Origin of the sequence: Diaphorobacter sp. HDW4A (genome assembly GCF_011305995.1) — a bacterium.
Taxonomy (GTDB): Bacteria; Pseudomonadota; Gammaproteobacteria; order Burkholderiales; family Burkholderiaceae_C; genus Diaphorobacter_A.
Window position 1 is genome coordinate 6247121 of the sequence record NZ_CP049910.1, and the last position, 22216, is coordinate 6269336.

Annotated in this window: 18 protein-coding genes; all 18 read left to right on the forward strand. The window is 61.9% G+C overall.

Annotated features, from left to right (window positions below; all coding sequences use genetic code 11):
• Positions 1-71: 71 nt before the first annotated feature.
• Positions 72-245 (forward strand): rubredoxin, encoded by a 174-nt coding sequence (locus G7047_RS28375; protein ID WP_166311628.1) that lies wholly within the window; start codon positions 72-74, stop codon positions 243-245.
• Positions 246-295: 50 nt separating this feature from the next.
• A complete protein-coding gene (locus G7047_RS28380; RefSeq protein ID WP_166311629.1) occupies positions 296-697 on the forward strand; it encodes a PleD family two-component system response regulator in 402 nt (133 codons plus the stop codon).
• Entirely contained in the window at positions 698-1063 is a 366-nt protein-coding gene (locus tag G7047_RS28385; protein ID WP_166311630.1) for a PleD family two-component system response regulator, read from the forward strand.
• 38 nt (positions 1064-1101) lie between these two features.
• The gene (locus tag G7047_RS28390; RefSeq protein ID WP_166311631.1) at positions 1102-1629 is read left to right on the forward strand and encodes a chemotaxis protein CheW; all 528 of its coding nucleotides are present in this window, start codon (positions 1102-1104) and stop codon (positions 1627-1629) included.
• A gap of 20 nt (positions 1630-1649) precedes the next feature.
• Complete coding sequence (locus G7047_RS28395) at positions 1650-3920, forward strand: methyl-accepting chemotaxis protein (protein ID WP_166311632.1); 2271 nt, start codon at positions 1650-1652, stop codon at positions 3918-3920.
• Positions 3921-3973: 53 nt separating this feature from the next.
• Positions 3974-10441: an Hpt domain-containing protein gene (locus tag G7047_RS28400; protein ID WP_166311633.1), complete on the forward strand. Its 6468-nt coding sequence runs from the start codon at positions 3974-3976 to the stop codon at positions 10439-10441.
• A 691-nt stretch (positions 10442-11132) separates the two neighbouring features.
• On the forward strand, positions 11133-11732 hold the full coding sequence (locus G7047_RS28405; RefSeq protein ID WP_166311634.1) for a YqgE/AlgH family protein: 600 nt from the start codon (positions 11133-11135) through the stop codon (positions 11730-11732).
• Positions 11733-11744: 12 nt separating this feature from the next.
• Entirely contained in the window at positions 11745-12167 is a 423-nt protein-coding gene (gene ruvX, locus G7047_RS28410) for a Holliday junction resolvase RuvX (RefSeq protein ID WP_166311635.1), read from the forward strand.
• Positions 12164-12742: a bifunctional pyr operon transcriptional regulator/uracil phosphoribosyltransferase PyrR gene (gene pyrR / locus G7047_RS28415; protein ID WP_166311636.1), complete on the forward strand. Its 579-nt coding sequence runs from the start codon at positions 12164-12166 to the stop codon at positions 12740-12742. Before ruvX ends, pyrR begins: the two co-directional genes overlap by 4 nt.
• A gap of 2 nt (positions 12743-12744) precedes the next feature.
• Positions 12745-13707: an aspartate carbamoyltransferase catalytic subunit gene (locus tag G7047_RS28420; protein WP_166311637.1), complete on the forward strand. Its 963-nt coding sequence runs from the start codon at positions 12745-12747 to the stop codon at positions 13705-13707.
• A gap of 28 nt (positions 13708-13735) precedes the next feature.
• A complete protein-coding gene (locus G7047_RS28425) occupies positions 13736-15031 on the forward strand; it encodes a dihydroorotase (protein ID WP_166311638.1) in 1296 nt (431 codons plus the stop codon).
• Positions 15032-15092: 61 nt separating this feature from the next.
• Positions 15093-15833, forward strand: a complete 741-nt coding sequence (locus G7047_RS28430; protein ID WP_166311639.1) for a 1-acyl-sn-glycerol-3-phosphate acyltransferase — start codon at positions 15093-15095, stop codon at positions 15831-15833.
• Between the two features lie 19 nt (positions 15834-15852).
• Positions 15853-16254 carry an arsenate reductase (glutaredoxin) gene (arsC, locus tag G7047_RS28435; protein WP_240939300.1) on the forward strand — a complete coding sequence of 134 codons (402 nt, stop codon included), beginning with the start codon at positions 15853-15855 and terminating at the stop codon, positions 16252-16254.
• A gap of 240 nt (positions 16255-16494) precedes the next feature.
• The gene (locus tag G7047_RS28440) at positions 16495-17904 is read left to right on the forward strand and encodes an ATP-binding cassette domain-containing protein (RefSeq protein WP_166311640.1); all 1410 of its coding nucleotides are present in this window, start codon (positions 16495-16497) and stop codon (positions 17902-17904) included.
• 29 nt (positions 17905-17933) lie between these two features.
• Positions 17934-18338, forward strand: a complete 405-nt coding sequence (locus tag G7047_RS28445) for a hypothetical protein (protein WP_166311641.1) — start codon at positions 17934-17936, stop codon at positions 18336-18338.
• Between the two features lie 206 nt (positions 18339-18544).
• Entirely contained in the window at positions 18545-20080 is a 1536-nt protein-coding gene (locus G7047_RS28450; protein ID WP_166311642.1) for a DegQ family serine endoprotease, read from the forward strand.
• Positions 20081-20174: 94 nt separating this feature from the next.
• Positions 20175-20834 carry a response regulator transcription factor gene (locus G7047_RS28455; RefSeq protein WP_166311643.1) on the forward strand — a complete coding sequence of 220 codons (660 nt, stop codon included), beginning with the start codon at positions 20175-20177 and terminating at the stop codon, positions 20832-20834.
• Positions 20831-22207, forward strand: a complete 1377-nt coding sequence (locus G7047_RS28460; RefSeq protein ID WP_166311644.1) for an ATP-binding protein — start codon at positions 20831-20833, stop codon at positions 22205-22207. Before G7047_RS28455 ends, G7047_RS28460 begins: the two co-directional genes overlap by 4 nt.
• Positions 22208-22216: the final 9 nt, after the last annotated feature.

Sequence of the window (22216 nt, forward strand, 5' to 3'; positions counted from 1 at the left end):
GGCGCGAAAGCCGCATCTCTTGGTGATGTCTAGATACAATCGTTGCATTCTATGTGAAGGCTATTTAAGCTGTGACAAACTCAAAAACTTGGATGTGTCTGATTTGCGGGTGGATATATGACGAAGCCGAGGGGGCTCCTGATCATGGTATTGCACCGAACACGCCATGGGAACAAGTACCCATGAACTGGACATGTCCCGAGTGCAGCGCACGCAAAGAAGACTTCGAGATGGTTGAAATCTGATGAAGAGCGCTCGCAGTGGCGATTTTTCGAATCCTCGGGAGCGGTAGAAATTGACTACAGGTGGAAATCCAACATTCAAGGTGCTGGTTGTCGATGACAGCAACACCATCCGCCGGAGTGCGGAAATTTTTCTCAAGCAGGGCGGGCACGAGGTGCTGCTTGCAGACGATGGTTTTGACGCACTGTCCAAAATCAACGACTTCAATCCTCAGCTGATCTTCTGCGACATTTTGATGCCCAAGCTCGATGGGTATCAGACCTGCGCAATCATCAAGCGCAACGCCAAATATTCAGACACGCCGGTCGTGATGTTGTCCTCCAAGGACGGGGTCTTCGACAAGGCGCGCGGCCGCATGGTCGGCTGTCAGGAATATCTCACCAAACCGTTTACGAAAGACCAGTTGCTGCAAGCGGTGCAGCAATTTGGCATTGTGGATCAAGGAGCTAAGTAAATGCCCATTCAGAAAGTATTGGTTGTCGACGATTCGAAAACCGAATTGATGTATCTGACCGACTTGCTGCAGAAAAAAGGCATGCAGGTACGTACCGCCGAGAACGCGGACGAAGCGATCAAGCGCCTGGCCGAAGAAAAGCCTGACCTGATCCTGATGGACGTGGTGATGCCCGGCCAGAATGGTTTCCAGCTCACGCGCTCGATCTCGCGCGATCCGTTGTATGCCGACGTGCCAATCATCATGTGCACCAGCAAGAATCAGGAAACCGACCGCGTCTGGGGCATGCGCCAGGGCGCGCGCGGCTACATCACCAAGCCAGTCGATCCGGCCGAGTTGCAGGCCAAGATCGATTCGCTGAGCTGATTTTTCCCCATTGATTACTGGAAGGTTCAAGCGGATCCATGGCCAATCGCGAAGCCCTCAGAGAGCTCCAGACCCGTCTTGCCAGTCGCCTTCAGGCGGCCAAGGCGGAAGGCTCGAATGTGTCGTCATGGCTGGCCGTGGAGACCGCCGGTCAGCGGTATCTGTTGCCGCTCGGCCATTCGGGTGAAATTTTCCCGTGGACCGGGGTGCAGGCCGTGCCGTACACGCACGCCTGGTTTCTGGGTGTCGCCAATTTGCGCGGTGCCCTCATGGGTGTAGTGGATCTGGGTGGCCTCATCGGCATGCAGATTCACCGCACCGAGCAGGCGCTGGCGGACTCGAGTCTGCTGGCGGTGAATCCGGCGCTGGGTGTGAACGCAGCGCTGATGGTGGACAAATTGCTTGGACTGCGCGGCACGGATGCCTTCGTGTCGTCCGAAGCGCCTGGTGAAGGGGCTCCCGAGTATTTCGGGTCCCGTTATGCGGATGCGCAAGGCGCGCAATGGCAGGAATTGAATCTGCAGGCGATGTCGCAGAGTCCGGTCTTTCTAGGTATTGGCGTTTGAGATTTTCTTAGGGTTGCACTATGTCTTTTTCTCTTGACAAACTGTTCAAACGCAAGGGGGCTCCGGCGGACGCCAGCGTCGAGCAGGCGGTTGAACACACTGAGCAGGACGCGCTGGCCGCAGGTTCGCTGGCGGACTCGTTTCAGTCTGAAGGCATGTACAGCGTGCAAGGCGACCCCAATCAGAACACCCAGTATGGTGATGAAGATGAATTCGCCAACCATGAGTTGATCTCCTTGCCACTGCTGGGCCGCGCGAGCGCCGCTTCGCACCAGCGCAAGTTGCTGCTGCTGCTGGGTATCGGCCTCGTCGTGCTGGCACTGGTTGCGGGTTGGGTGCTGCAGCAATCGAATCGCGTGGCGCAGCAGCTCACGGCCACTGGCCAGGCGCTGATGCAGTCGCAGCGTCTTGCGAAGTCGGTGTCCCAGGCGCTGGTGGGTGCTCCCCAGGCCTTCCCCGACGTGAAGGACAGCGCGGACGTTTTGACGCGCAACGTGAACGCCATGAACAGCGGCGACAGCGAACTTGGCGTGCAGGCGTTGGGCGATACTTTCAAGCCAGAGCTGGAGACGGTCTCTCCGCTGGTCGAGCGCGCTGACCGCAACGCCAAGGTGGTGATGGGTCAACAGAAGATCCTGACGCAGGTGGGTGACGCGCTGCGTACCATCAATCGCCAGTCCGCCGATCTGCTGGAAATCGCCGAAACGGTTTCCTCGCTCAAGCTGCAGCAGAACGCTTCTTCTGCAGAAATCTCCGCCGCTGGCCAGCTCGTGATGTTGACACAGCGTATCGGCAAGTCAGCCAACGAATTCCAGACAACAGAAGGCGTGAGCCCCGAGGCCGTGTTCCTGTTGGGTAAGGATTTGAACTCGTTCAAGGAAATCGCTCAGGGCCTGCTGGATGGCAGCTCCGAGCTGCGCTTGCCCGCTACCCGGGATCCGCAGACGCGCGAGCAACTCGACGGTCTGGTCAAGCTCTACGACGAAACCCGCACCCAGGCGGGCGCGATTCTGGGCAACCTGCAAGGTCTGGTGTCCGCGCGTGAAGCGCAGTCCGCCATCGTGGCCGATTCCGAGCCGCTGCGTCGCGGCATGGAATCCCTGCAGACCAAGTTGAGCGAGCAAAGCGGTATCGGCATCGGCCAACTGATTGCGCTGGTGCTGACCGGTATGTTCGTTGTGCTTTGCGGTATCGGCATTTCCCGCGTTCAGCTGGGTGACTCGCGCAACCGTCAAGCTGCCGCTGAATCGTTGCAGCGCGATGCCAAGCGTCAGGAGCAGGAAGCCAAGCGCGTGAACGACGCGAACCAGGCCGCCATTTTGCGTTTGATGAATGAACTGCAGTCGGTCGCTGAAGGTGACTTGACGCAGGAAGCGACCGTGACCGAGGACATCACCGGCGCCATTGCCGACTCGGTGAACTACACGGTGGAAGAATTGCGACAACTGGTGGGCTCGGTGCAGAACACCGCCACCCGCGTGGCACAGACGACGGCCCAGGTGGACGCGACATCGACCGAACTGCTGGCCGCTTCGACCGAACAGCTGCGCGAGATCCGCGAAACCGGCCGCTCGGTTCTGGAAATGGCGAATCGTATTAACGACGTGTCGGTGCAGGCTCAGGAATCGGCCGCTGTGGCGCGCCAGTCGCTGCAGGCTGCTGATCAGGGCCTGACGGCTGTGCAGAACGCCATCGGCGGTATGAATTCGATCCGTGACCAGATCCAGGACACCTCCAAGCGCATCAAGCGCCTGGGTGAATCGTCGCAGGAGATTGGTGAAATTACCGAACTGATTTCGGACATTACCGAGCAGACCAACGTGCTGGCTCTGAACGCCGCCATTCAGGCCGCATCCGCTGGTGAAGCCGGTCGCGGCTTCTCGGTGGTGGCGGAAGAAGTGCAGCGTCTGGCGGAGCGCTCCGCTGATGCGACGCGTCAGATTTCGGCACTCGTGAAGGCGATTCAGACCGACACTCAGGATGCGGTGGCCGCTATGGAACGTTCCACGCAGGGTGTGGTGGAAGGGGCCCGTCTGTCCGACTCGGCCGGTACGGCCCTCTCCGAGATTGACCGCGTGTCGCGCCGTCTGTCCGAACTGATTGAACAGTTCTCGACTTCCACGTCTCGCGAGGCCGAACTGGCCAACGAAGTGGCCGAGAACATCCAGCACATTTTCGCGGTGACAGAGCAGACCGGTGAGGGTACCCGTACGACGGCCCAGCAGGTTCGCGAACTGTCCCAAGTGGCGGAGGAACTTCGTCAGTCTGTATCGCGTTTCAAGATTGCCTGAGACAGCAGTTTCCTCTTTAACGAACTGGCTCCATGGGGGCCGGGGACGAATCCATGTCATCTCTTGAGGCTGTCAACGCTTCGGTCACTGATTGGACACACGGTGAGCAGGACCTGGGTCCGCTCGCGTGGGTGTTGGACGAACTTCGCAAATCGCTGGACGGCACGGTCAAGTCCATGCGCCGTTTCGTGCGTGACGCGGAAGTTGCCCGCGACTCCGATCTTGCTTCTCTGGACGTCAGTCCGCTGCGCATGGCGCGCCAGCAGCTCCATCAGGCCAGCGGTGCGCTGGACATGGTGGGCATGGTGTCGCCCGCGCTGATCCTGCGTGCGCTCGAATCGGCGGTGCAGAAATATGTGCAACGCCCCGAGCTGTGCACGGACGAGGCCGCCAACACCATCGAGCGCGCAAGCTTCGCGCTTGTCGCCTATCTGGAGAGCGTGCTCTCCGGCAAGCCGGTGTCTGCCGTGTCGCTGTTCCCGCAATATCGGGAGGCGCAGTCGCTCAACGGTGTGGAACGTGTGCACCCGGCCGATTTGTGGCCGGTGGAGCGCCGCTTCCGCGAGCCCGAATTCACCATCGATGTGCCGCCGCAAAGCTACGACGCCGAGGCGCGCGCCAAGCTGGACAGCGCCGTACTGCGCATCATCAAGAGCGGCGATCAGGCGGCTGATGCCGAATTGCTCAAGCTCTGCCAGGGCTTTGCCGCAGGCGAGTCGGATCGCCAGATCCGCGCGTTCTGGAAGATCTGCAGTGGCTTCTTTGAAGCGCTGGTGGCCAGCTTGCTCAAGCCCGATGTCTACGTGAAGCGGGTGGCTTCGCGCGTGCTTCTGCAGTACGCGACGCTCGCCAAGGGAGACCGCACGGTCGCTGATCGACTGGTGCACGAGCTGTTGTTCTTTTGCGCTCAGGCCAAGTCACCGCAAAGCCCGGTGAACATGCCAGTCACGCCCGTGCTGGACGCCGTGCGTCAGGCCTTCGGTCTGCAGCTCTACACACCGGTGGACTACAACATTGCACGTTTCGGTCTTTACGACCCGACTGTGATGGTGCAGGCGCGCAAGCGCATCGCCACGGCCACCGAAACATGGTCGGCACTGGCTGGTGGCGACCGTAACAAGCTCAAGCCCTCGGTGGATCAGTTCAGTCTGGTTTGCGATTCGCTGCGCAAGCTGCATCCGGGCAGTGAGCCGCTGGCCGCGGCGCTGATGAATGCAGTCGAGAAGACCGCGCAGTCGGGCGAGCCACCAGCGCCAGCGCTGGCCATGGAGGTGGCCACGTCGGTGCTGTATCTGCAGGCCTCGTTCGAAGAGCTCGACGCGGCGCAGGAGCACATGGGCGAGCGCGCCAAGCGCCTTGCAGAGCGTCTGGATGGCGTGGTAGCGGGGGGCGACTCTGAGCCGCTCGAACCGTGGATGGAGGAGCTGTACCGCCGCGTCAGCGACCACCAGACGATGGGCAGCGTGGTTGATGAACTGCGCGCAACGTTGGGCGACGCCGAAAAATCCATGGACCAGTTCTTCCGCACACCGGATGACGTGTCCATTCTGAATAATGTGCCTGGCCGACTGGGCCAGATGCGCGGCGTGATGTCGGTGCTGGGTCTTGACCAGGCATCGCAAGCGGTCGTGCATATGCGCAGCACGATCGAACGTCTGATTGTTGGCGACGTTACCGAAGAAGAGCGTCCTGCGCTGTTCGAGAAGCTCGGCAACAGCATGGGCGCGCTCGGCTTCCTGATCGACATGCTGAGTTACCAGCGCGCGATGGCGCGCAAGCTCTTCGTGTATGACGAAGCACAGGGCGAACTCAAACTCGTGATGGGCCGTGCCAAGCGCCAGCGCGCGAGCGATCAGCCCGAGGTGGCAGGCGCCATGGTCGATGCGCGCGGTGGTCCACCGGTGGCGCAGCCCGCGCCAGCCGTGCAGGCACCGGAGCCATTGGCTGCCGTGGACGCCGCGCCGGTCGCAGAGCCTGTCGTCGCAGTCGAACCCGCCACGTCGCAGGAGTTGCAGACGCTGGGTTTTGATACTGAGCTCGACAACAGTGCTCTGGCCCCCATCGATTCGCCGGTCACGATTGCCGTCGAGCCGATTCAGCCTCCCGTTTCCGCTCCGCTGCCCGCGCCGGAAGATGAAGATGACGAGCTGCTGCAGATCTTCCTGGAAGAAGCTCGGGAAGTCATCGGCAACGGCACTGCCGCCATCGAGGCGCTGCACCGCGCACCGGCCGATCTGAGTGAGCAGACCACGCTGCGCCGCGCATTCCACACGCTCAAGGGCAGCTCGCGCATGGTGGGCCTCAACGCGTTTGGCGAAGCCGCTTGGTCGATGGAGCAGATGCTCAATGCCTGGCTGGCCGAGCAAAAGCCGATGCAGCCCAATCTGCTCACCCTCGCGCAGGAAACGCTCGCAGCGTTTGGGCGCTGGGTGGACGACATTGCCGCAGGCACTGCAAGTTCGTGGAGTCCACAGCCTTTCGTCGCATCGGCCGAAGCGATGCGCACGGAAGGTCGTCTTGTGCCTTTGGCACTGGCCGCAACTCCGATGGTCGTTGCTGCTGTTGCTGCTCCAGTCGCGCAAGAGGTTGAGCCGCTATCCGATCTGGAAATCGTGCCTGTGTCGATTCCGGCGCCGCTCGAGCCCATTTCCAATATCTCGTTCGATCTGCCAGAGTTGAGCGATGCTCCGACCGTTGCTGCACCGGACGAGCATGCTCCGCTTGATTTCAGTGTGACCATTCCGTTCGACATAGAGTCTACGGACCAAGCTGCATTGGCGCCGGTTTCTGAACCAGCCTCGCTGCTTGATGGCAACACTGCGCAGGAAATCGATTTCTCGGAATTCGAGCAGGCGCTCGAAGCCGACAAGGCCCCGCAAGCTCCTGTACATGTGGCCAATCTGGAGCCACACGAGCTGCCGACCATCGCCTCTGTCGTGGGCGAGCATGAGCCCAGCATTCTGGATCTCAGGCTGGAAGCGCGTGCCCAGGGTACGCTGCCTGTAGAGCAAGAACAGGTGATCGAACTGCCCGAAGTGGAACTGCCGCCGGTTGCCGAAGTGCCGGAGGCGGAGGAGATTTCCGCTGCTGAATTCGAAGCCTTTGGCTTCGAGGACGCAAAGTCTCCCGCTCCAGCACCGGTTGTCGAGCAGCCTGCCGTCGCAACGGATCTGACTGGCAAACATGTCGATTTCTTCCCGATCGGAGAAGTCGAAGCCGAGTTTGTGAACGACATCGAAGAGGCCAAGGTCGAGCCGGCAGAGCCTGAGTTGCTGGCCGAAGTGGAATCGGTGCCACAGTCGTTCGCGGACTTCGTGTTCGAGGCAACGCCACCGGTCGCAGAGGAAGTCCCCGAGCTGCAAGCATCGTCCGAAGAAGAGTCTGAACCTGTGGGCGACGATTCGACCAAGGTCATTGGCTCGCTGCGGATTTCGCTGCCGCTCTACAACGTCTACCTGAGCGAAGCCGAAGAGTGGTCGCAGCGCCTGATCAACGATCTGCAGTTCTGGAAGCAGGAACAGGCCGACAAGCCGGTTCCAGAGTCCACGATTGCACGCGCGCACTCGTTGGCGGGCAGCTCCGCCACCGTGGGTTTCACCGCCCTGAGCGAGATGGCGCGATTGCTGGAGCACACGCTGCAGCATGTGCAGCCACAGCAATTCGGCGTGCCCGCGCAGATGGATGTTTTCTTGGCCGTGGCCGAAGACATCCGTCGCCTGCTGCACCAGTTTGCCGCCGGTTTCCTCAAGGAACCGAGTGCCCAACTATTGGCGCAACTGCACGTGATTCTCGACTCCGACGTGATCAGTGGCATGGCGCCGCTGGGCGATGAGGAAGAGGACGAAGCGAGCGCCGTGCCTCAAGCAGTGCGGCACGAAGAGCCAAGTTTCGAAGCGGCGGAAACCATTGTTGCGCCTTTGCTGCCGATCGAGGAGCCCCGTGCCGTCACGCCCGAGCCGGTGCGTGGCTATGTGGCTCCGGCGCTGTCGATCCCCGTGCCGCAGGTGGCTGTGGATACGAGCGCAGTCGTCAAGTCGTCGAGTTCGCACCATGGTGACGACATCGATGCGGTCGATGTGATCGACCCCGATCTGTTCCCGATCTTCGAAGAAGAAGCCATCGAGCTGCTGCCCGTGCTGGGCGGTGCGTTGCGTCAGTGGTCCATGCAGCCTGACAACCTCACGGCCCGCAGCGAACTGCTGCGTGCGCTGCACACCCTCAAGGGCAGTGCGCGTCTGGCCGGTGCGATGCGTCTGGGCGAAATGGCCCACCGCATGGAAACCGACGTCGAGCACGTCGACAAGGACACCGCGCATACCGATGACATCGAGCCGCTGCTCAGTAAACTCGATGCGCTGCAGGAATCGCTCGATACGCTGCGTGATGTGGGTTCGCAACCGCTGTCCGAAGCCGTCGCAGTGACGACGGCTGACGATGTGGTGGCTGTTGTGCCTGTGGCCGAAGTCGCGCAGACTGCTGAAGCCGAACCGGCTGCCGCACTGCAGCCGCTCGTCACCGCCGCCACGCAGATCACGATGCCGCCTGCGGTGCCCGCCGGCCCCGTGGCGCGTCCGCTCACGCTGCAACTGGCGAGTACGCGCGCCCATGCCGGTCAGTCTGTGCGCGTTCGCTCGACCCTGCTGGACCGCTTGGTCAACCAGGCCGGTGAGGTGATGATTGCGCGTTCGCGTCTGGATGTGCGTCTGGGTCAGATGCGCAGTTCGCTCAACGATCTGACGGGCAACCTGGAGCGTCTGCGTCAACAGCTGCGCGACATCGAAGTGCAGGCCGAATCGCAGATGCAGTCGCGCATGGCGCTGTCCAAGGAAACGGCGGCGGGCTTCGATCCACTCGAGTTCGACCGTTTCACCCGGGTGCAGGAACTCACGCGCATGATGGCCGAGTCGGTGAACGACGTGGCGACCGTGCAGCGCAATCTGCAACGCGCGATGGAAGGTGCGGAAGACGATCTGATCAGCCAGGGCCGCCAGGCCCGCGAGCTGCAGCGTGATCTGCTGCGCACCCGCATGGTTGAGTTCGACAGCATCTCCGAGCGTCTGTACGCGCTGGTGCGCCAGTCGTCCAAGGAAACCGGCAAGCAGATCAAGCTGGACATTGCCGGTGGCTCCATCGAAATGGACCGTGGCGTGCTCGACCGGATGACGCCTGCCTTCGAACATTTGCTACGCAATTGCGTGGGCCACGGTATCGAGAGCCCGGAAACCCGCGTTGCGGCAGGCAAGTCGGCCAGCGGCACGATTTTGGTCACGGTGCGTCAGGATGGTAACGACGTCGCGGTCGAGTTCCGCGATGATGGTGCCGGTCTGAACGTGGGTCGTATTCGCGAGAAGGCCATCGAGCGCAATCTGATCACCTCCGACATGCCGGTGAGCGACGTTGAAGCCGCGAACCTGATCTTCATGCCCGGCTTCTCCACCGCCGCCGAAGTGACCGGCCTGTCCGGTCGCGGTATCGGGATGGATGTGGTGCGCACCGAAGTAAACGCCTTGGGCGGTCGCATCGAAACCACCACCACGGTGGGGCAGGGCACGGCGTTCCGTTTGGTGCTGCCGCTGACCACTGCGGTGACGCAGGTGGTGATGCTGCGCGCAGGTAACCTTGCGATCGGTGTGCCCGCGAGCTTGGTCGAAGTCGTGCGCCGCACCACGGCGCAGGAACTGACGACTGCCTACAGCACTCAGCAGTTCGAGGAGGGCCACGAAAACCTGCCGTTCTTCTGGTCCGGCGCACTGCTGCAGTCATCGATCCGCAGCACCGAAGCCAATGCCAAGATCCGTCCCGTCGTGGTTCTGCGAAGTGCCGCACAGCGCATCGCAATGCACGTGGACGAAGTGCTGGGCAACCAGGAAGTCGTGGTGAAGAACCTCGGCCCGCAGCTGTCCCGTCTGCCCGGAATGGCCGGCATGTCGGTGTTGGCGTCTGGTGCGGTGGTGCTGATCTACAACCCGGTGGCGTTGGCCAACGTGTTTGGAACCCGAGTGCAGGAGGCGACCAAGGCCGCCCAACTCGCAGCAGAAAAAGCGAACACCGCCAACAAGACCGAGGCTGGTGATCAGGATGCAACAGCGTCCGGCACGCCATCGTTCACTTCGCACATTCCAAGCGCACCGCAAGTGCCGCTGGTGCTGGTGGTCGACGACTCCATCACCGTGCGCCGCGTGACCCAGCGTCTGCTGCAGCGCGAAGGTTACCGCGTGAGCATGGCGGCCGACGGTCTGCAGGCGCTGGAACGCTTGCAGGAAGAGCGTCCAACGGTCGTGTTGTCCGACATCGAAATGCCACGCATGGACGGCTTCGACTTGGCGCGCAACATTCGTGCGGATCAGCGACTTAAGGACCTGCCGATCATCATGATCACGTCGCGAATCGCTGAGAAGCACCGCGAGCATGCGATGGAGCTGGGGGTGAATCACTATCTGGGCAAGCCTTACTCCGATGAGGAGCTGCTGGGGCTGGTTCAGCACTATGCTCGTCTTGAAGCAGAGGCTTCTGTGGGCTGATTCTTTTTCTTTCTCTCTTATAAACCCGCGAGTTTTGTGGCTCGCGGGTTTTTTTATTCTTGTGCTTTGGTTGAGGGCAGAGGCCGGGTCTCGCCCTGGCGGGCGAGTAACTTTTTGGTCTTGCCCAAAAAGTCACCAAAAATGCGCTTTTCAATACCCGCGGCAGAACTCGCTTTGCGCTTCGCGCGCCGCTCGGACAACCGCCTCGAGCTAGAAATTCACTCGGAGGTGTGTTCGGCACGTCGCTGCGCTCGTGCCGCGCATCTCGCGACTTCGCGAGATGCTGGTGCGCCAGTGTCGTGCGATTTTGATTTGTTCATTGGGTCAACTGCGTTCAAAAGAGCAGCGGGCTTTTTGCATCCAGCCCAACTCCACTAACGCCCCCGGCACGAGCGCAGCGACGTGCCGCAAATTTCTCTTAGTTAAGCACTGACTCGCGGCGGTTGCCCGAACGGAGCGACGCAGTCGCGCAGTGAGTTCTGCCGCGTGACTCCGCATTCAAAGCGCGTTTTTGATTACTTTTTGCGCGCAAGCAAAAAGTGATTGCCCCGCCGGGGCAGTCCCGGCCTCCGCCCTCAACACAGCATCAGAAAACAAAAAACCAAAAGACGAGAGGTAAGAAGGGGAGCCAAGACTCCCCCATCACCCCCGTTCTCAAGTCAGTTGCCCCAGCAACAGTAAAATACTCCCCATGCCTCTAGACCCCGTGCCCATGAACCTGACGAACCACTTCCTGATCGCCATGCCGGGCATGGAGGATTCGTCATTCACCAAGAGCGTCATCTACCTGTGCGAGCACACGGAGAAGGGCGCTCTGGGGTTGATCATCAACAAGCCCTCCGACATCAACCTGCAGGGCCTGCTGGCCAAGGTGGATCTGTCGCTCGGGCGCGATGACCTGACCGACGAACCCGTGTTCCAAGGCGGCCCGGTGCAAACCGAACGCGGCTTTGTGCTGCACGATCCGATGCTCGCCTCGAACGAGGAAAAGAGCGAAGCGGCTTATGCATCCACCATGCAGATCGACGGCGGGCTCGAGATGACCACCTCCAAGGATGTGCTCGAGGCGCTCGCCACGGGCGCCGGTCCACGCCGCGTGCTGGTCACGCTGGGCTATTCGGCCTGGGGCGAAGGGCAGCTCGAATCCGAACTCGCCGAGAACGCATGGATCACGGTGAGCGCCGACGAGCGCATCATCTTTGACACTCCCGTCGAGCAGCGCTACGACCGCGCGCTGTCGCTGCTGGGTCTGCAATCGTGGATGCTCACGCATCAGGCCGGACACGCCTGATCGAGCGACGGCATGTCAGTGACCGACCAGCAACCCATCGTCCCGGCGCAGTTCCAATCCTTTCTTGCTTTTGATTTCGGGCTCAAGCGCACCGGAGTCGCCGTTGGCACGCGCATGCTACGCAGCGCCTCGCCGCAGGGCACGATCAAGGCCGAGGGCGAGGCCGCGCGCTTTGCGCAGGTGGCCGAGCGCATCCGCGAATGGCAGCCCGACGCGCTGGTGATCGGTGTGCCGTATCACCCCGACGGAGCTTCGCACGAGAACACGGCGCGCGCGCTCAAGTTCGGGCGTCAGCTGCGTGGCCGCTTTGGTCTGCAGGTCTTTGAAGTGGATGAGCGCTACAGCACGACCGAAGCCATCGCCTCCGGGGCGAAGGATGCGGACGCCGCTTCGGCCTGCATCATCCTTGAACAGTTTCTGAGGAATCTTCCATGAGCAGCACTGCTTCTTCGTCATCTTCATCTTCTCCGAGCTCAACCTCCACGACGACCGCCAATGGCGGTCATCTCACATTGGACGCCGAGGCGCTGTATCGCGAACTGCTGCGCGGCGTGCGCAGCATGCGTGGCACGAACACCTATCTGGCGGGCGTCGCCTCGGGCGGCATGTGGCTGGCGCAGCGCCTGCAGAAGGATCTGGGTCTCGACGGCGAGGCAGGTGTGCTGTCCTCGTCGTTGCACCGCGATGATTTCGCAAGCCGTGGTCTTGCGTCGAGCACCAGCTCGGTTCTGCCTTTCGATGTGAACGGCGCCGACATCATCCTGCTCGACGATGTGCTCTACACCGGCCGCACCGTGCGTGCGGTGATCAACGAACTCTATGACTACGGTCGTCCCGCCTGCGTGCGTCTGGCGGTGCTGGTCGATCGTGGTGGCCGCGAGCTGCCCATCGAAGCCGGCTTTGCGGCGGCGCGCGTGGCGCTGCCTGCCAACCAATCGCTGTCGCTTGCGCGCGCGCAGGACAGTGGTGCATTTTCTTTCGAAGTCCAAGTCAAAGACAAAGAGGTCTGACGGTGCTTTACAAGCGCAATCCCCAACTCAACAAGAACGGTGAACTGATTCACCTGCTCTCCACCGAAGGTCTGCCCAAGGACATCATCACGCATATCCTGGACACGGCCTCCAACTTCGTGAGCGTTAACGACCGCGAAGTCAAGAAGGTGCCGCTGTTGCGCGGCAAGAGCGTGTTCAATCTGTTCTTCGAGAACTCCACGCGCACGCGCACCACGTTCGAGATCGCCGCCAAGCGGCTGTCGGCGGACGTGTTCAATCTCGACATCGCGCGCAGCTCGGCGAGCAAAGGCGAGTCGCTGCTCGACACCATCGCCAACCTGTCCGCGATGGCGGCCGACATCTTCGTCGTGCGCCACAGCGAGTCGGGCGCGCCGTACCTGATCGCGCAGCATGTCGCGCCGCATGTGCATGTGGTGAATGCTGGTGACGGCCGTCACGCACACCCCACGCAGGGTCTGCTCGACATGTACACGATCCGTCACTACAAGAAGGATTTTTCCAACCTCACCGTGGCCATCGTCGGCGACGTGCTGCACTCGCGCGTGGCGCGCTCGGACATCCATGCGCTCACCACGCTCGGTGCGGCCGAGGTGCGTGTGGTGGGCCCGCGCACGCTGGTGCCTGCGGATCTGGCGCAGATGGGGGTGAAGGTTTTCAACAACCTCGAAGATGGCATCCGCGACTGCGATGTGGTGATCATGCTGCGTCTGCAGAACGAGCGCATGAGCGGCGCGCTGCTGCCCTCAAGCCAGGAGTATTTCAAGAGCTTCGGCCTCACGCCTGAGAAGCTGCGACTGGCCAAGCCCGACGCCATCGTGATGCACCCGGGTCCGATCAACCGCGGCGTGGAGATCGACTCTGCCGTGGTGGACGGTCCGCAGGCGGTGATCCTGCCGCAGGTGACCTTCGGCATTGCGGTGCGCATGGCGGTGATGTCCATCGTCGCGGGCAACGAGGCGTGACGGCGGGCGAGAAGGGCAAGAGAACATCATGAAGCTACTCATTCAAAACGGCCGCGTCATCGACCCGGCAAGTGGTCTCGACAAGGTCTGCAACATCGCGATGGCGGCGGGCCGCATCATTGCGATCGACCGCGAACCCAAGGACTTCACGCCAAGCCGCGTGATCGACGCCAAAGGTTGCTATGTGCTCCCCGGTCTGGTCGATCTCGCAGCGCGCCTGCGCGAGCCTGGCCATGAGCATGAAGGCATGCTCGAGTCCGAAATGGGCGCGGCCGTCGCGGGTGGCGTGACGAGTCTCGTCTGCCCACCGGACACCGACCCTGTGCTCGACGAGCCAGGCCTGGTCGAGATGCTCAAGTTCCGCGCGGAAAAGCTGCATCAGGCACGCCTGTTCCCGCTCGGCGCGCTGACGCGTGGCCTCCGGGGCGAAGAGCTCACCGAGATGGCCGAGCTCACCGAATCCGGCTGCGTCGGCTTCAGTCAGGCCGACTCGGCGCTCAAGAGCACGCAGGTGCTGCAGCGCGCGCTGCAATACGCCGCTACCTTTGGCCATACCGTGTGGCTGCGTCCGCAGGAGCTTTATCTCGGCGGTGGTGTGGCGGCCAGTGGCCCGCTCGCGACGCGTCTGGGTCTCTCCGGCATCCCGGTGGCGGCCGAAACGATTGCGCTGCACACGATTTTCGAACTGCTTAAGTCCACCGGCGCACGCGTGCATCTGTGTCGCATCTCCAGCGCTGCGGGCGTCGAGTTGGTGCGTCAGGCCAAGGCCGATGGCCTGCAGGTGACCTGCGACGTGAGCATCAATTCGCTTTCCTTCACCGACACCGACATTGGCTACTTTGACAGCAGCGCGCGCCTCACGCCGCCGCTGCGCCAGCAGCGCGACCGCGATGCGCTGCGTGCCGCGCTGGCCGATGGTACGGTCGATGCGCTGGTCTCCGACCACACGCCCGTAGATGAAGATGCCAAGGTGTTGCCATTCGCCGAAGCCGAACCCGGCGCGACTGGCGTTGAGTTGCTGCTGTCCGCTGCGATCAAGTGGTCGCAGGATGCCAACGTGCCGCTGATGCGTGCGCTCGGCGTGATCACCCACGAACCTGCGCGCGTGCTCGGCGGATCGCTTGGCACGCTGCAGGCCAGCGTGGGCCGCATCGTCGAAGGTGGCGTTGCCGACCTGTGCGTGGTCGACCCGGCCGTATCGTGGGTGGTGGAGCCGCAGGCGTTGCGCAGTCAGGGCAAGCACACACCATTCTCGGGCTATGAGCTGCCCGCGCGCGTGAAATGCACGCTGGTTGGCGGTCAAATCGCTTTCGAGCGCGCTTGAGTCGCACACGGCGTATCGATATCAGCACGAACAGCAACCACAGCAACAAGGCGATCCACCGATGATGAGATGGGCGTTGGCCATCTGGCGGTGTCTGCGAATGGCATGTCATGCACTGCATGGCGTGCTGGTCGTGCTGTTGCGCTTTCCGCGCCTCACGCCCGAGCAGCAGCAGGCGCGGGTGCAGGCGTGGGCGCTGCAGATGCTGGCATGCGCCGGCATCACGCTCGAGGTGCGCGGCGAGCCCGTGCTGCGTGGCCCGGTGCTGATGGTGGCAAATCATCTGTCGTGGCTTGATATTCCCGTGCTGCATGCGGCGCGCTACTGCCGCTTCATCTCCAAGTCCGATGTGCGCGACTGGCCCATCGTCGGCACGCTCGCCACGGCCGGAGGAACGCTGTACATCGAACGCGCATCGCGCCGCGACGCGCTGCGCATGGTGCAGAGCATGCAAGAGGCGCTGGAGCAGCGCGAGGTGTTGGCCGTGTTTCCTGAGGGCACTACCGGTGATGGCCGTGAGCTGCTGCCGTTCCACGCGAATCTTCTGCAGGCTGCCATCGCCGCGCAGGCCCCTGTGCAGCCCGTCGGCATCCGCTTTGTCGACAAGAAGAGCGGCGATGTCAGCTATGCCCCCAGCTACATTGGCGACGAGACCTTGCTCGGCTCCATCTGGCGCACGCTCGCTGCGCCGCCGCTGGTAGCCGTGGTGCACTATGGCGCGCTGGAAAGTGCTGAGGGACAGGACCGTCGCACCTTGAGTCAGTATCTGCACGCTCGCGTGGACGAGTTGCGCAAGAACTGATGGATTCCCGTTTCTGGTCATGCGTACACTCGTCCGCATGACCAACAAGCTCCCGCCGTTCTCTCCCAACTCCTTCACGATCTACCACAACGCCCGCTGCAGCAATTCGCGCGGTGCGCTCGCCATCTTGCGCGAACATGGCATTGAACCGCAGATCATCGACTACATTGCCGAGCCGCTTTCCGTGGAGCAACTTGAGACGCTGATCCAGAAACTGGGCATGCCGGTGCGCGATGTGATGCGTGCCAAGGAAGACATCTACAAAACTTTGAAACTGGATACCGAAACGGTGACGGATGCACAGCTTCTGGAGGCGATCGTCGCGCATCCCGTGCTGCTCAATCGCCCCATCGTGGTGCATGGGCAGCGCGCGCTCCTCTGCAGGCCGCCAGAGCAAGTTTTGCAGTTTTTGACAAATTGATACGGTGCACTCAATGCGTGAACAATAGTGATAACCCTATGTTTTAGTGCGGCGTCGTGAGCGATGACGCAGGAGATATTTCAGGATTCAATACAATTATGTGAATAAAGTTACCCGTATTAACATAATTTGAGACAAAGGTCTCGTGATGGGAAGGCGCATCACGTGGCATTGCTAGATGGCTTCGCTACAAACCGAATGCGATCAGACCTTGTGGCGAACAACACACCTGGAACAAGAATGCAAAGCAACGACTGCTTGGTGGTCACGGAATTTGGCGCGGCATTTGGTGCCAAAGTCGTTCTGGCGGATGTGGAATTCACCCTTGCCAGAAGCACCATCACTGCGCTGATGGGGCCTTCCGGTTCCGGCAAGTCCACCATCCTGCATTCACTGGCGGGCACCTATGCCGGCCATCCCCGCTACCGTTCGTGGGGTCAGGTGCAGTATCTGGAGCATCCTCTTGCTGACGACAACCGCCCGCAGCTTGTGCAGCAGCATGTGCGCGTAGTTGCGGGCTCCGTGCAGGACGCGCTCGTCGAACATGTGCGCGAACAGCTCAGCCTCTCACCTGCAGCGCTGCACCAATGGTGCGTGGACTACCTGCGCGAAGCGGGCTTTCCTGATCTGGAGTCGCTGCTGGACAAGCCGTTCACCGAGCTGACCGATGTGCAGATGCGCGCGGTCGCCATTCTGCGCGAGGCCGCGCCGCAACCGGCCCTGCTGCTGATCGATGAACCCACCGCCGAACTCGATGAGTACGATGCCTTCCTGCTCGTGGACCTGATGCGCCAGTTGGCTCGCAAGATGTCGCTGCTGGTGGTCACGCACAACCAGAAGCAGGCAAGGCGCCTCGCGCACCGCGTGATTCTGGTGGCTGGTGGTCGCATTCAGGAGACACGCAGCGCCGAGGATTTCTTCAACGCTCCGATCACTGAAGCGGGTGCGCAATTCATCCGCACCGGCAATTGCGCCGTAGCCTCGCTGGACGCTGACCCGCTGACGCTGGCCGAAGGCGTTCCCGCACCGGCACCGCTGCCCATCGAAGCACTTGCGGGTCGGTCTCGCAGCCATGCGTCTGAAGTCGAAGTCGCCTCGATGAAGGCCATCTCATTGACCGGTGACTTGCCCACTTTGAACGGATCAACGCAGATCGCTCCAGCGGCTATGGCCTCATCGAGTGGCCCCACTGGATTTCTCTGGGTAGTTCCGGGAACGCTCGCGGGCGCCGCGATGCCCGGTATCGTGGATGACATGGACCACGATCTCGCGCTGCTCAAGCGCGTCGGCATCACCACGCTCATCACGCTGACGGAGCGCGACATCGATCAGGAAGCGCTCGCACGCCACCAGCTCAAGAACGTGCACCTGCCGGTGTACGACCGCGAGGCGCCGAGCCTTGGGCAGATCCAGATGCTGCTCAAGCGCATGGAGATTCTGGTGGGCCGTGGCGAGGTGCTTGCTGTGCATTGCCTCGGCGGCCTCGGCCGTACGGGCACCGTGCTCACCGCATGGCTGATCCGCGAAGGATTGACAGCTCAGGAGGCCTTGCGCCGCGTGCGCCTGCTCGATCCTCGGTATGTGCAAAGCGCCGAGCAGGAGGCGTTCTTGCAGCAATACGAAGAGCTGATTCTGCAAAAAATCATTTGAATTCAATTTCTGAAAATCGGAGTTTTGGTATGAGTTTTGACGACGCTTTGAACAAGGCGGCCGCGTCCGTGCCTGAGTGCGTGGCTGCCGGGTATGTGGACGTGGCATCTGGCATGCTGCTGTCGCTGAAGACGGTGGATTCGCATCCACGCCAGGTCATTGACCTGCTTGCCGCCGCCACCGCTGACATGTTCAACGGCCCCAACGTGAGCACCATCGAACGCATGTTCAAAAAGGCCCGTGGTCTGCAGGACGATGGCTATCACTACTTTCAGGAAATCATCGTGAACAGCGAAAATCTGATCCACGTGTTCCTGCGCGGCAAGATCAATCCTGAATATGTCGCTGTGTTCGTCTGCCGCAAGACTGCCAACCTCGGCATGGCTCTGACCAAGGCGCGTCTGGCGATGCCAGCACTGGAAGCGGCGTTCTGATGGCCTGATGCCACACCTCGCCATTGAAAACAAGAAAGGGGCTTCCGCAAGGAGGTCTTTTTTTTGACTGGATGTCTCCGCATTCAAATCATGGAGCGACGCTGCGCGCTCAAAAAGGCATCCTAAGTCAGGCTTAAGTATCAGTCTTCAAACTTGCTTTCCATGGAACTCCGGTAGAGGTCCGAGTAGAGGAAAGGTTGCTTGAGATGAACACGATTCTGAAGACTCCACGTGGGCTGGTCGCGGCGCTGTTGGCCGCAGGTGTGATCGGCGGTGCGGGCGCAGGCCTCGCCACTGCGCATTTCGCGGGTGCGCAGCAGTCGAGGACAACAACGGCGACAGCCATGGCTGCTGTGCCAGCGGGCGTGCCGAGCACCGCAACGCTGCCCAGCTTTGCGCAGATCACCAGTCAGTATGGTCCGGCGGTGGTCAACATCAGCGTGAGCGGAACGCGCCATGCGGGAGCGGGCGACGATGGTGACGATGAGGAGACACCCGCTGCGGCGCAGCGTCAGCAAGGGATCGATCCCAACGATCCGTTCTATCAGTTCTTCCGTCAGTTCGGCCTGCCAGCTCCGGGCATGCAGCAGCGGCAGGCTCCGCGCGATGTGCCGGTGCGTGGCGAGGGATCGGGCTTCATCGTGAGCGCCGATGGCGTGGTGCTGACCAATGCGCATGTGGTCAAGGATGCAGATACCGTGACAGTGAAGCTCACGGATCGTCGCGAGTTCAAGGCCAAGGTGTTGGGTGCCGATCCCAAGACCGATGTGGCGGTGCTCAAGATCGACGCCAAGGATCTGCCGACAGTGAAGCTTGGTGACACCAAGGCGATGAACGTGGGCGACTGGGTGCTGGCGATCGGCTCGCCCTTTGGTTTTGAAAACAGTGTGACGGCGGGCGTGGTGAGTGCCAAGGGGCGCTCGCTGCCAGACGACAGTGCGGTGCCCTTCATCCAGACCGACGTGGCGGTGAACCCCGGCAACTCGGGCGGACCGCTGTTCAACGCGCGTGGCGAGGTGGTGGGCATCAACTCGCAGATATACAGCCGTTCAGGTGGTTACCAAGGGCTGTCGTTTGCGATTCCCATCGAAGTAGCGTCGAAGGTGCAGCAGCAGATCGTCGCCACCGGCAAGGTCGAGCATGCCAAGCTCGGCGTGGCGGTGCAGGAGGTGAACCAGACGTTGGCCGATTCGTTCGGCCTCGACAGGCCCGAGGGCGCGTTGGTCTCCAACGTCGAGAAGGGCGGTCCGGCAGACAAGGCGGGGCTCCAATCCGGCGATGTGATCCGCAGCGTCAACGGCCAGAAGATCGTGGCCTCGGGCGATCTGCCAGCGGTTGTCGGCATGGCTACGCCAGGTACGAAGATCGACATGGAGATATGGCGTCAGGGCAAGCGAGAGCAGCTTTCTGCCACTCTGGGTAATGCCAGCGACAAGATCAGTAAGGTGGCCAGCAACGGCAATGACAAGGCATCGCGCGGCAAACTCGGCGTGTCGCTGCGGCCGCTGCAGCCCGATGAGCGCAAACAGGCGGGTGTGGACGCAGGGCTATTGATCGAGCAGGCGCAAGGCCCTGCTGCAAAGGCCGGAATTCAACCCGGCGACGTGCTGCTGGCCGTCAACGGAACGCCCGCCAAGGATGTGGAGCAAGTCCGCGAGGCCATCGCCAAGGCGGGCAAGTCGGTGGCGCTGCTGGTGCAGCGCGACGGATCGCGCATCTTTGTACCGGTGCAGTTAGGATAAGCAGCACTGCCGCGCTTTGAAACCGGGGCCCCGCAGTCATCGAACTCGGGGCCTTTGTTTCGCTTTTTCTGTTTGAAAGACAAGCCACCACACCATGCGCCTGCTGCTCGTAGAAGACGACACCATGATCGGGGAGGCCGTGCAGGATCTCCTGCGCGCCGAGCACTATGCGGTCGATTGGGTGCGCAATGCGGATGCGGCCGACACGGCGCTGCACACCCAGAGCTACGATTTGGTGTTGCTCGACCTCGGTCTGCCGGGGCGCGATGGTTTGTCTGTGCTGCGTGGCATGCGCACGCGTCGGGACCGCACGCCGGTGTTGATTGCCACGGCTCGGGATGCCGTCGTGCAGCGCGTGGAGGGGCTCGATGCAGGGGCGGACGACTATCTGCTCAAACCCTATGACATGGACGAGCTGCTCGCCCGCATACGTGCGCTCACGCGGCGCGCTGCGGGCCGTGCCGAGCCGAGCTACGAATACGAAGGGGTGAAAATCACTCCCGCCACGCGCGAGGCGACGGTGAGCGGGCAGCCGGTAATCCTGTCTGCGCGTGAATGGGCAGTGCTGGAATCGCTGCTCGCGCGCCCCGGGGCCGTGTTTTCGCGCCAGCAGCTGGAAGACAAACTCTACGGCTGGGGCGATGAGGTGAGCAGCAACGCGGTGGAGGTCTACATCCATGGTCTGCGCAAGAAGCTCGGGGCTGGTCTGATCATCAACGTACGCGGAGTCGGCTACATGGTGCCGAAATCATGAAACCCGTGCAGCAGTGGATACCCACATCCTTAGGCAAGCGTCTGCTGCTGTTCATCTGTGCGGCGATTGCACTCACGGCCTTGCTGCAGGCCGTTTTTGGGTATCGCAACGCATTGGCACAGACAGATACGCTGTTTGACTACCAGATGCAGCAGACCGCATTTGCGCTGCGTGCCGGGCTACCGGTTGACGCGAAGGGCAGGGCGCAGGGCACTCCGGCGGAAGACGAGAACCATGAGTTCATCGTGCAGGTGTGGACCAACGAAGGTCTGCGCATTTTCGAGTCGGCGCTCGGGGCCGCGCTGCCGCAGAATGCGGTGCTGGGGTTTGCCGACGTGCCTGCGCGCGGTACGCTTTACAGGGTGTTTTCGCTGCAGACGCGCTCACAGGTGATTCAGGTGGCGCAGGACATGCGTGTGCGCCGCGCTTTGGCGCGCGATGCGGCCTGGCGCAGCCTGGTACCGATTGCGTTGCTGGCGCCCCTGCTGGCGCTGGCGGTGTGGTGGGTGGTACGCACCTCGCTCGCGCCGGTGCAGCGCGTGCGCAGCGAGGTCGCATCGCGGCGTCCTCAGGATCTGTCCCCCGTGGCTACGCAAGGGCTTCCCGATGAGGTGCGTCCGTTGGTGAATGAACTCAACGAGCTGTTGTCACGCATGCAGCGTGCATTCGAGGCGCAGCAGCATTTCGTGGCCGATGCCGCGCACGAACTGCGTTCTCCGCTGGCGGCGTTGCGCCTGCAGGTACAGGGGTTGCAGCGTGCTCAGGATGATGCATCGCGTGCACAGGCCGCATCGCGTCTGGTCACCGGCATCGACCGTGCGACGCGACTGGTGGAGCAGCTCATGGTGCTGGCGCGGCAGGAGGAGCGAGCCGCGTCCGGCGCCAATCTACAACCGGTGCGGCTCGACGAACTGGCCGCGCAGGCGGTGGCCGACGCGGCCCCTTTTGCTGCGCAGCGAAACATCGATCTTGGACTACCCGAAGCGGCTGTCGTCACTGTGCCCGCGCAGGTCGAGGCGCTACGCGTCCTCATGCGCAATCTCATCGACAACGCCATCAAGTACACGCCAGAAGGTGGCATTGTGGATGTGCGCGTGCAGACTGCGGGAATGGACGCCTTGATCATCGTGGAAGACAGTGGACCTGGCATCCCGAAGGAGCGGCGCGTCGATGCGATGCGGCGCTTTCACCGTGGGGAACAGGAGGGCACCGCGCAGGTGCAGGGGAGTGGCCTGGGACTCGCCATTGTCGAGACAATTGCCCACGCGCATGGCGCAAGCGTGGTGCTGGAAACCGCCCCACAGCTCGGTGGATTGCGTGTCGTGGTGCGCTTGCACTGCAGCCATAATGAAGGCAGTGCCACTTCCGTTTGACGCACGATT

What these genes read in the sequence shown, in the direction of transcription:
- G7047_RS28385 (WP_166311630.1), top strand. Translation starts at nt 698, where the DNA reads ATGCCCATTCAGAAAGTATTGGTTGTCGACGATTCGAAAACCGAATTG.
- G7047_RS28390 (WP_166311631.1), top strand. Translation starts at nt 1,102, where the DNA reads ATGGCCAATCGCGAAGCCCTCAGAGAGCTCCAGACCCGTCTTGCCAGT.
- G7047_RS28395 (WP_166311632.1), top strand. Translation starts at nt 1,650, where the DNA reads ATGTCTTTTTCTCTTGACAAACTGTTCAAACGCAAGGGGGCTCCGGCG.
- G7047_RS28400 (WP_166311633.1), top strand. Translation starts at nt 3,974, where the DNA reads ATGTCATCTCTTGAGGCTGTCAACGCTTCGGTCACTGATTGGACACAC.
- G7047_RS28405 (WP_166311634.1), top strand. Translation starts at nt 11,133, where the DNA reads ATGCCTCTAGACCCCGTGCCCATGAACCTGACGAACCACTTCCTGATC.
- ruvX (WP_166311635.1), top strand. Translation starts at nt 11,745, where the DNA reads ATGTCAGTGACCGACCAGCAACCCATCGTCCCGGCGCAGTTCCAATCC.
- pyrR (WP_166311636.1), top strand. Translation starts at nt 12,164, where the DNA reads ATGAGCAGCACTGCTTCTTCGTCATCTTCATCTTCTCCGAGCTCAACC.
- G7047_RS28425 (WP_166311638.1), top strand. Translation starts at nt 13,736, where the DNA reads ATGAAGCTACTCATTCAAAACGGCCGCGTCATCGACCCGGCAAGTGGT.
- G7047_RS28430 (WP_166311639.1), top strand. Translation starts at nt 15,093, where the DNA reads ATGATGAGATGGGCGTTGGCCATCTGGCGGTGTCTGCGAATGGCATGT.
- arsC (WP_240939300.1), top strand. Translation starts at nt 15,853, where the DNA reads ATGCGTACACTCGTCCGCATGACCAACAAGCTCCCGCCGTTCTCTCCC.
- G7047_RS28440 (WP_166311640.1), top strand. Translation starts at nt 16,495, where the DNA reads ATGCAAAGCAACGACTGCTTGGTGGTCACGGAATTTGGCGCGGCATTT.
- G7047_RS28445 (WP_166311641.1), top strand. Translation starts at nt 17,934, where the DNA reads ATGAGTTTTGACGACGCTTTGAACAAGGCGGCCGCGTCCGTGCCTGAG.
- G7047_RS28450 (WP_166311642.1), top strand. Translation starts at nt 18,545, where the DNA reads ATGAACACGATTCTGAAGACTCCACGTGGGCTGGTCGCGGCGCTGTTG.
- G7047_RS28455 (WP_166311643.1), top strand. Translation starts at nt 20,175, where the DNA reads ATGCGCCTGCTGCTCGTAGAAGACGACACCATGATCGGGGAGGCCGTG.
- G7047_RS28460 (WP_166311644.1), top strand. Translation starts at nt 20,831, where the DNA reads ATGAAACCCGTGCAGCAGTGGATACCCACATCCTTAGGCAAGCGTCTG.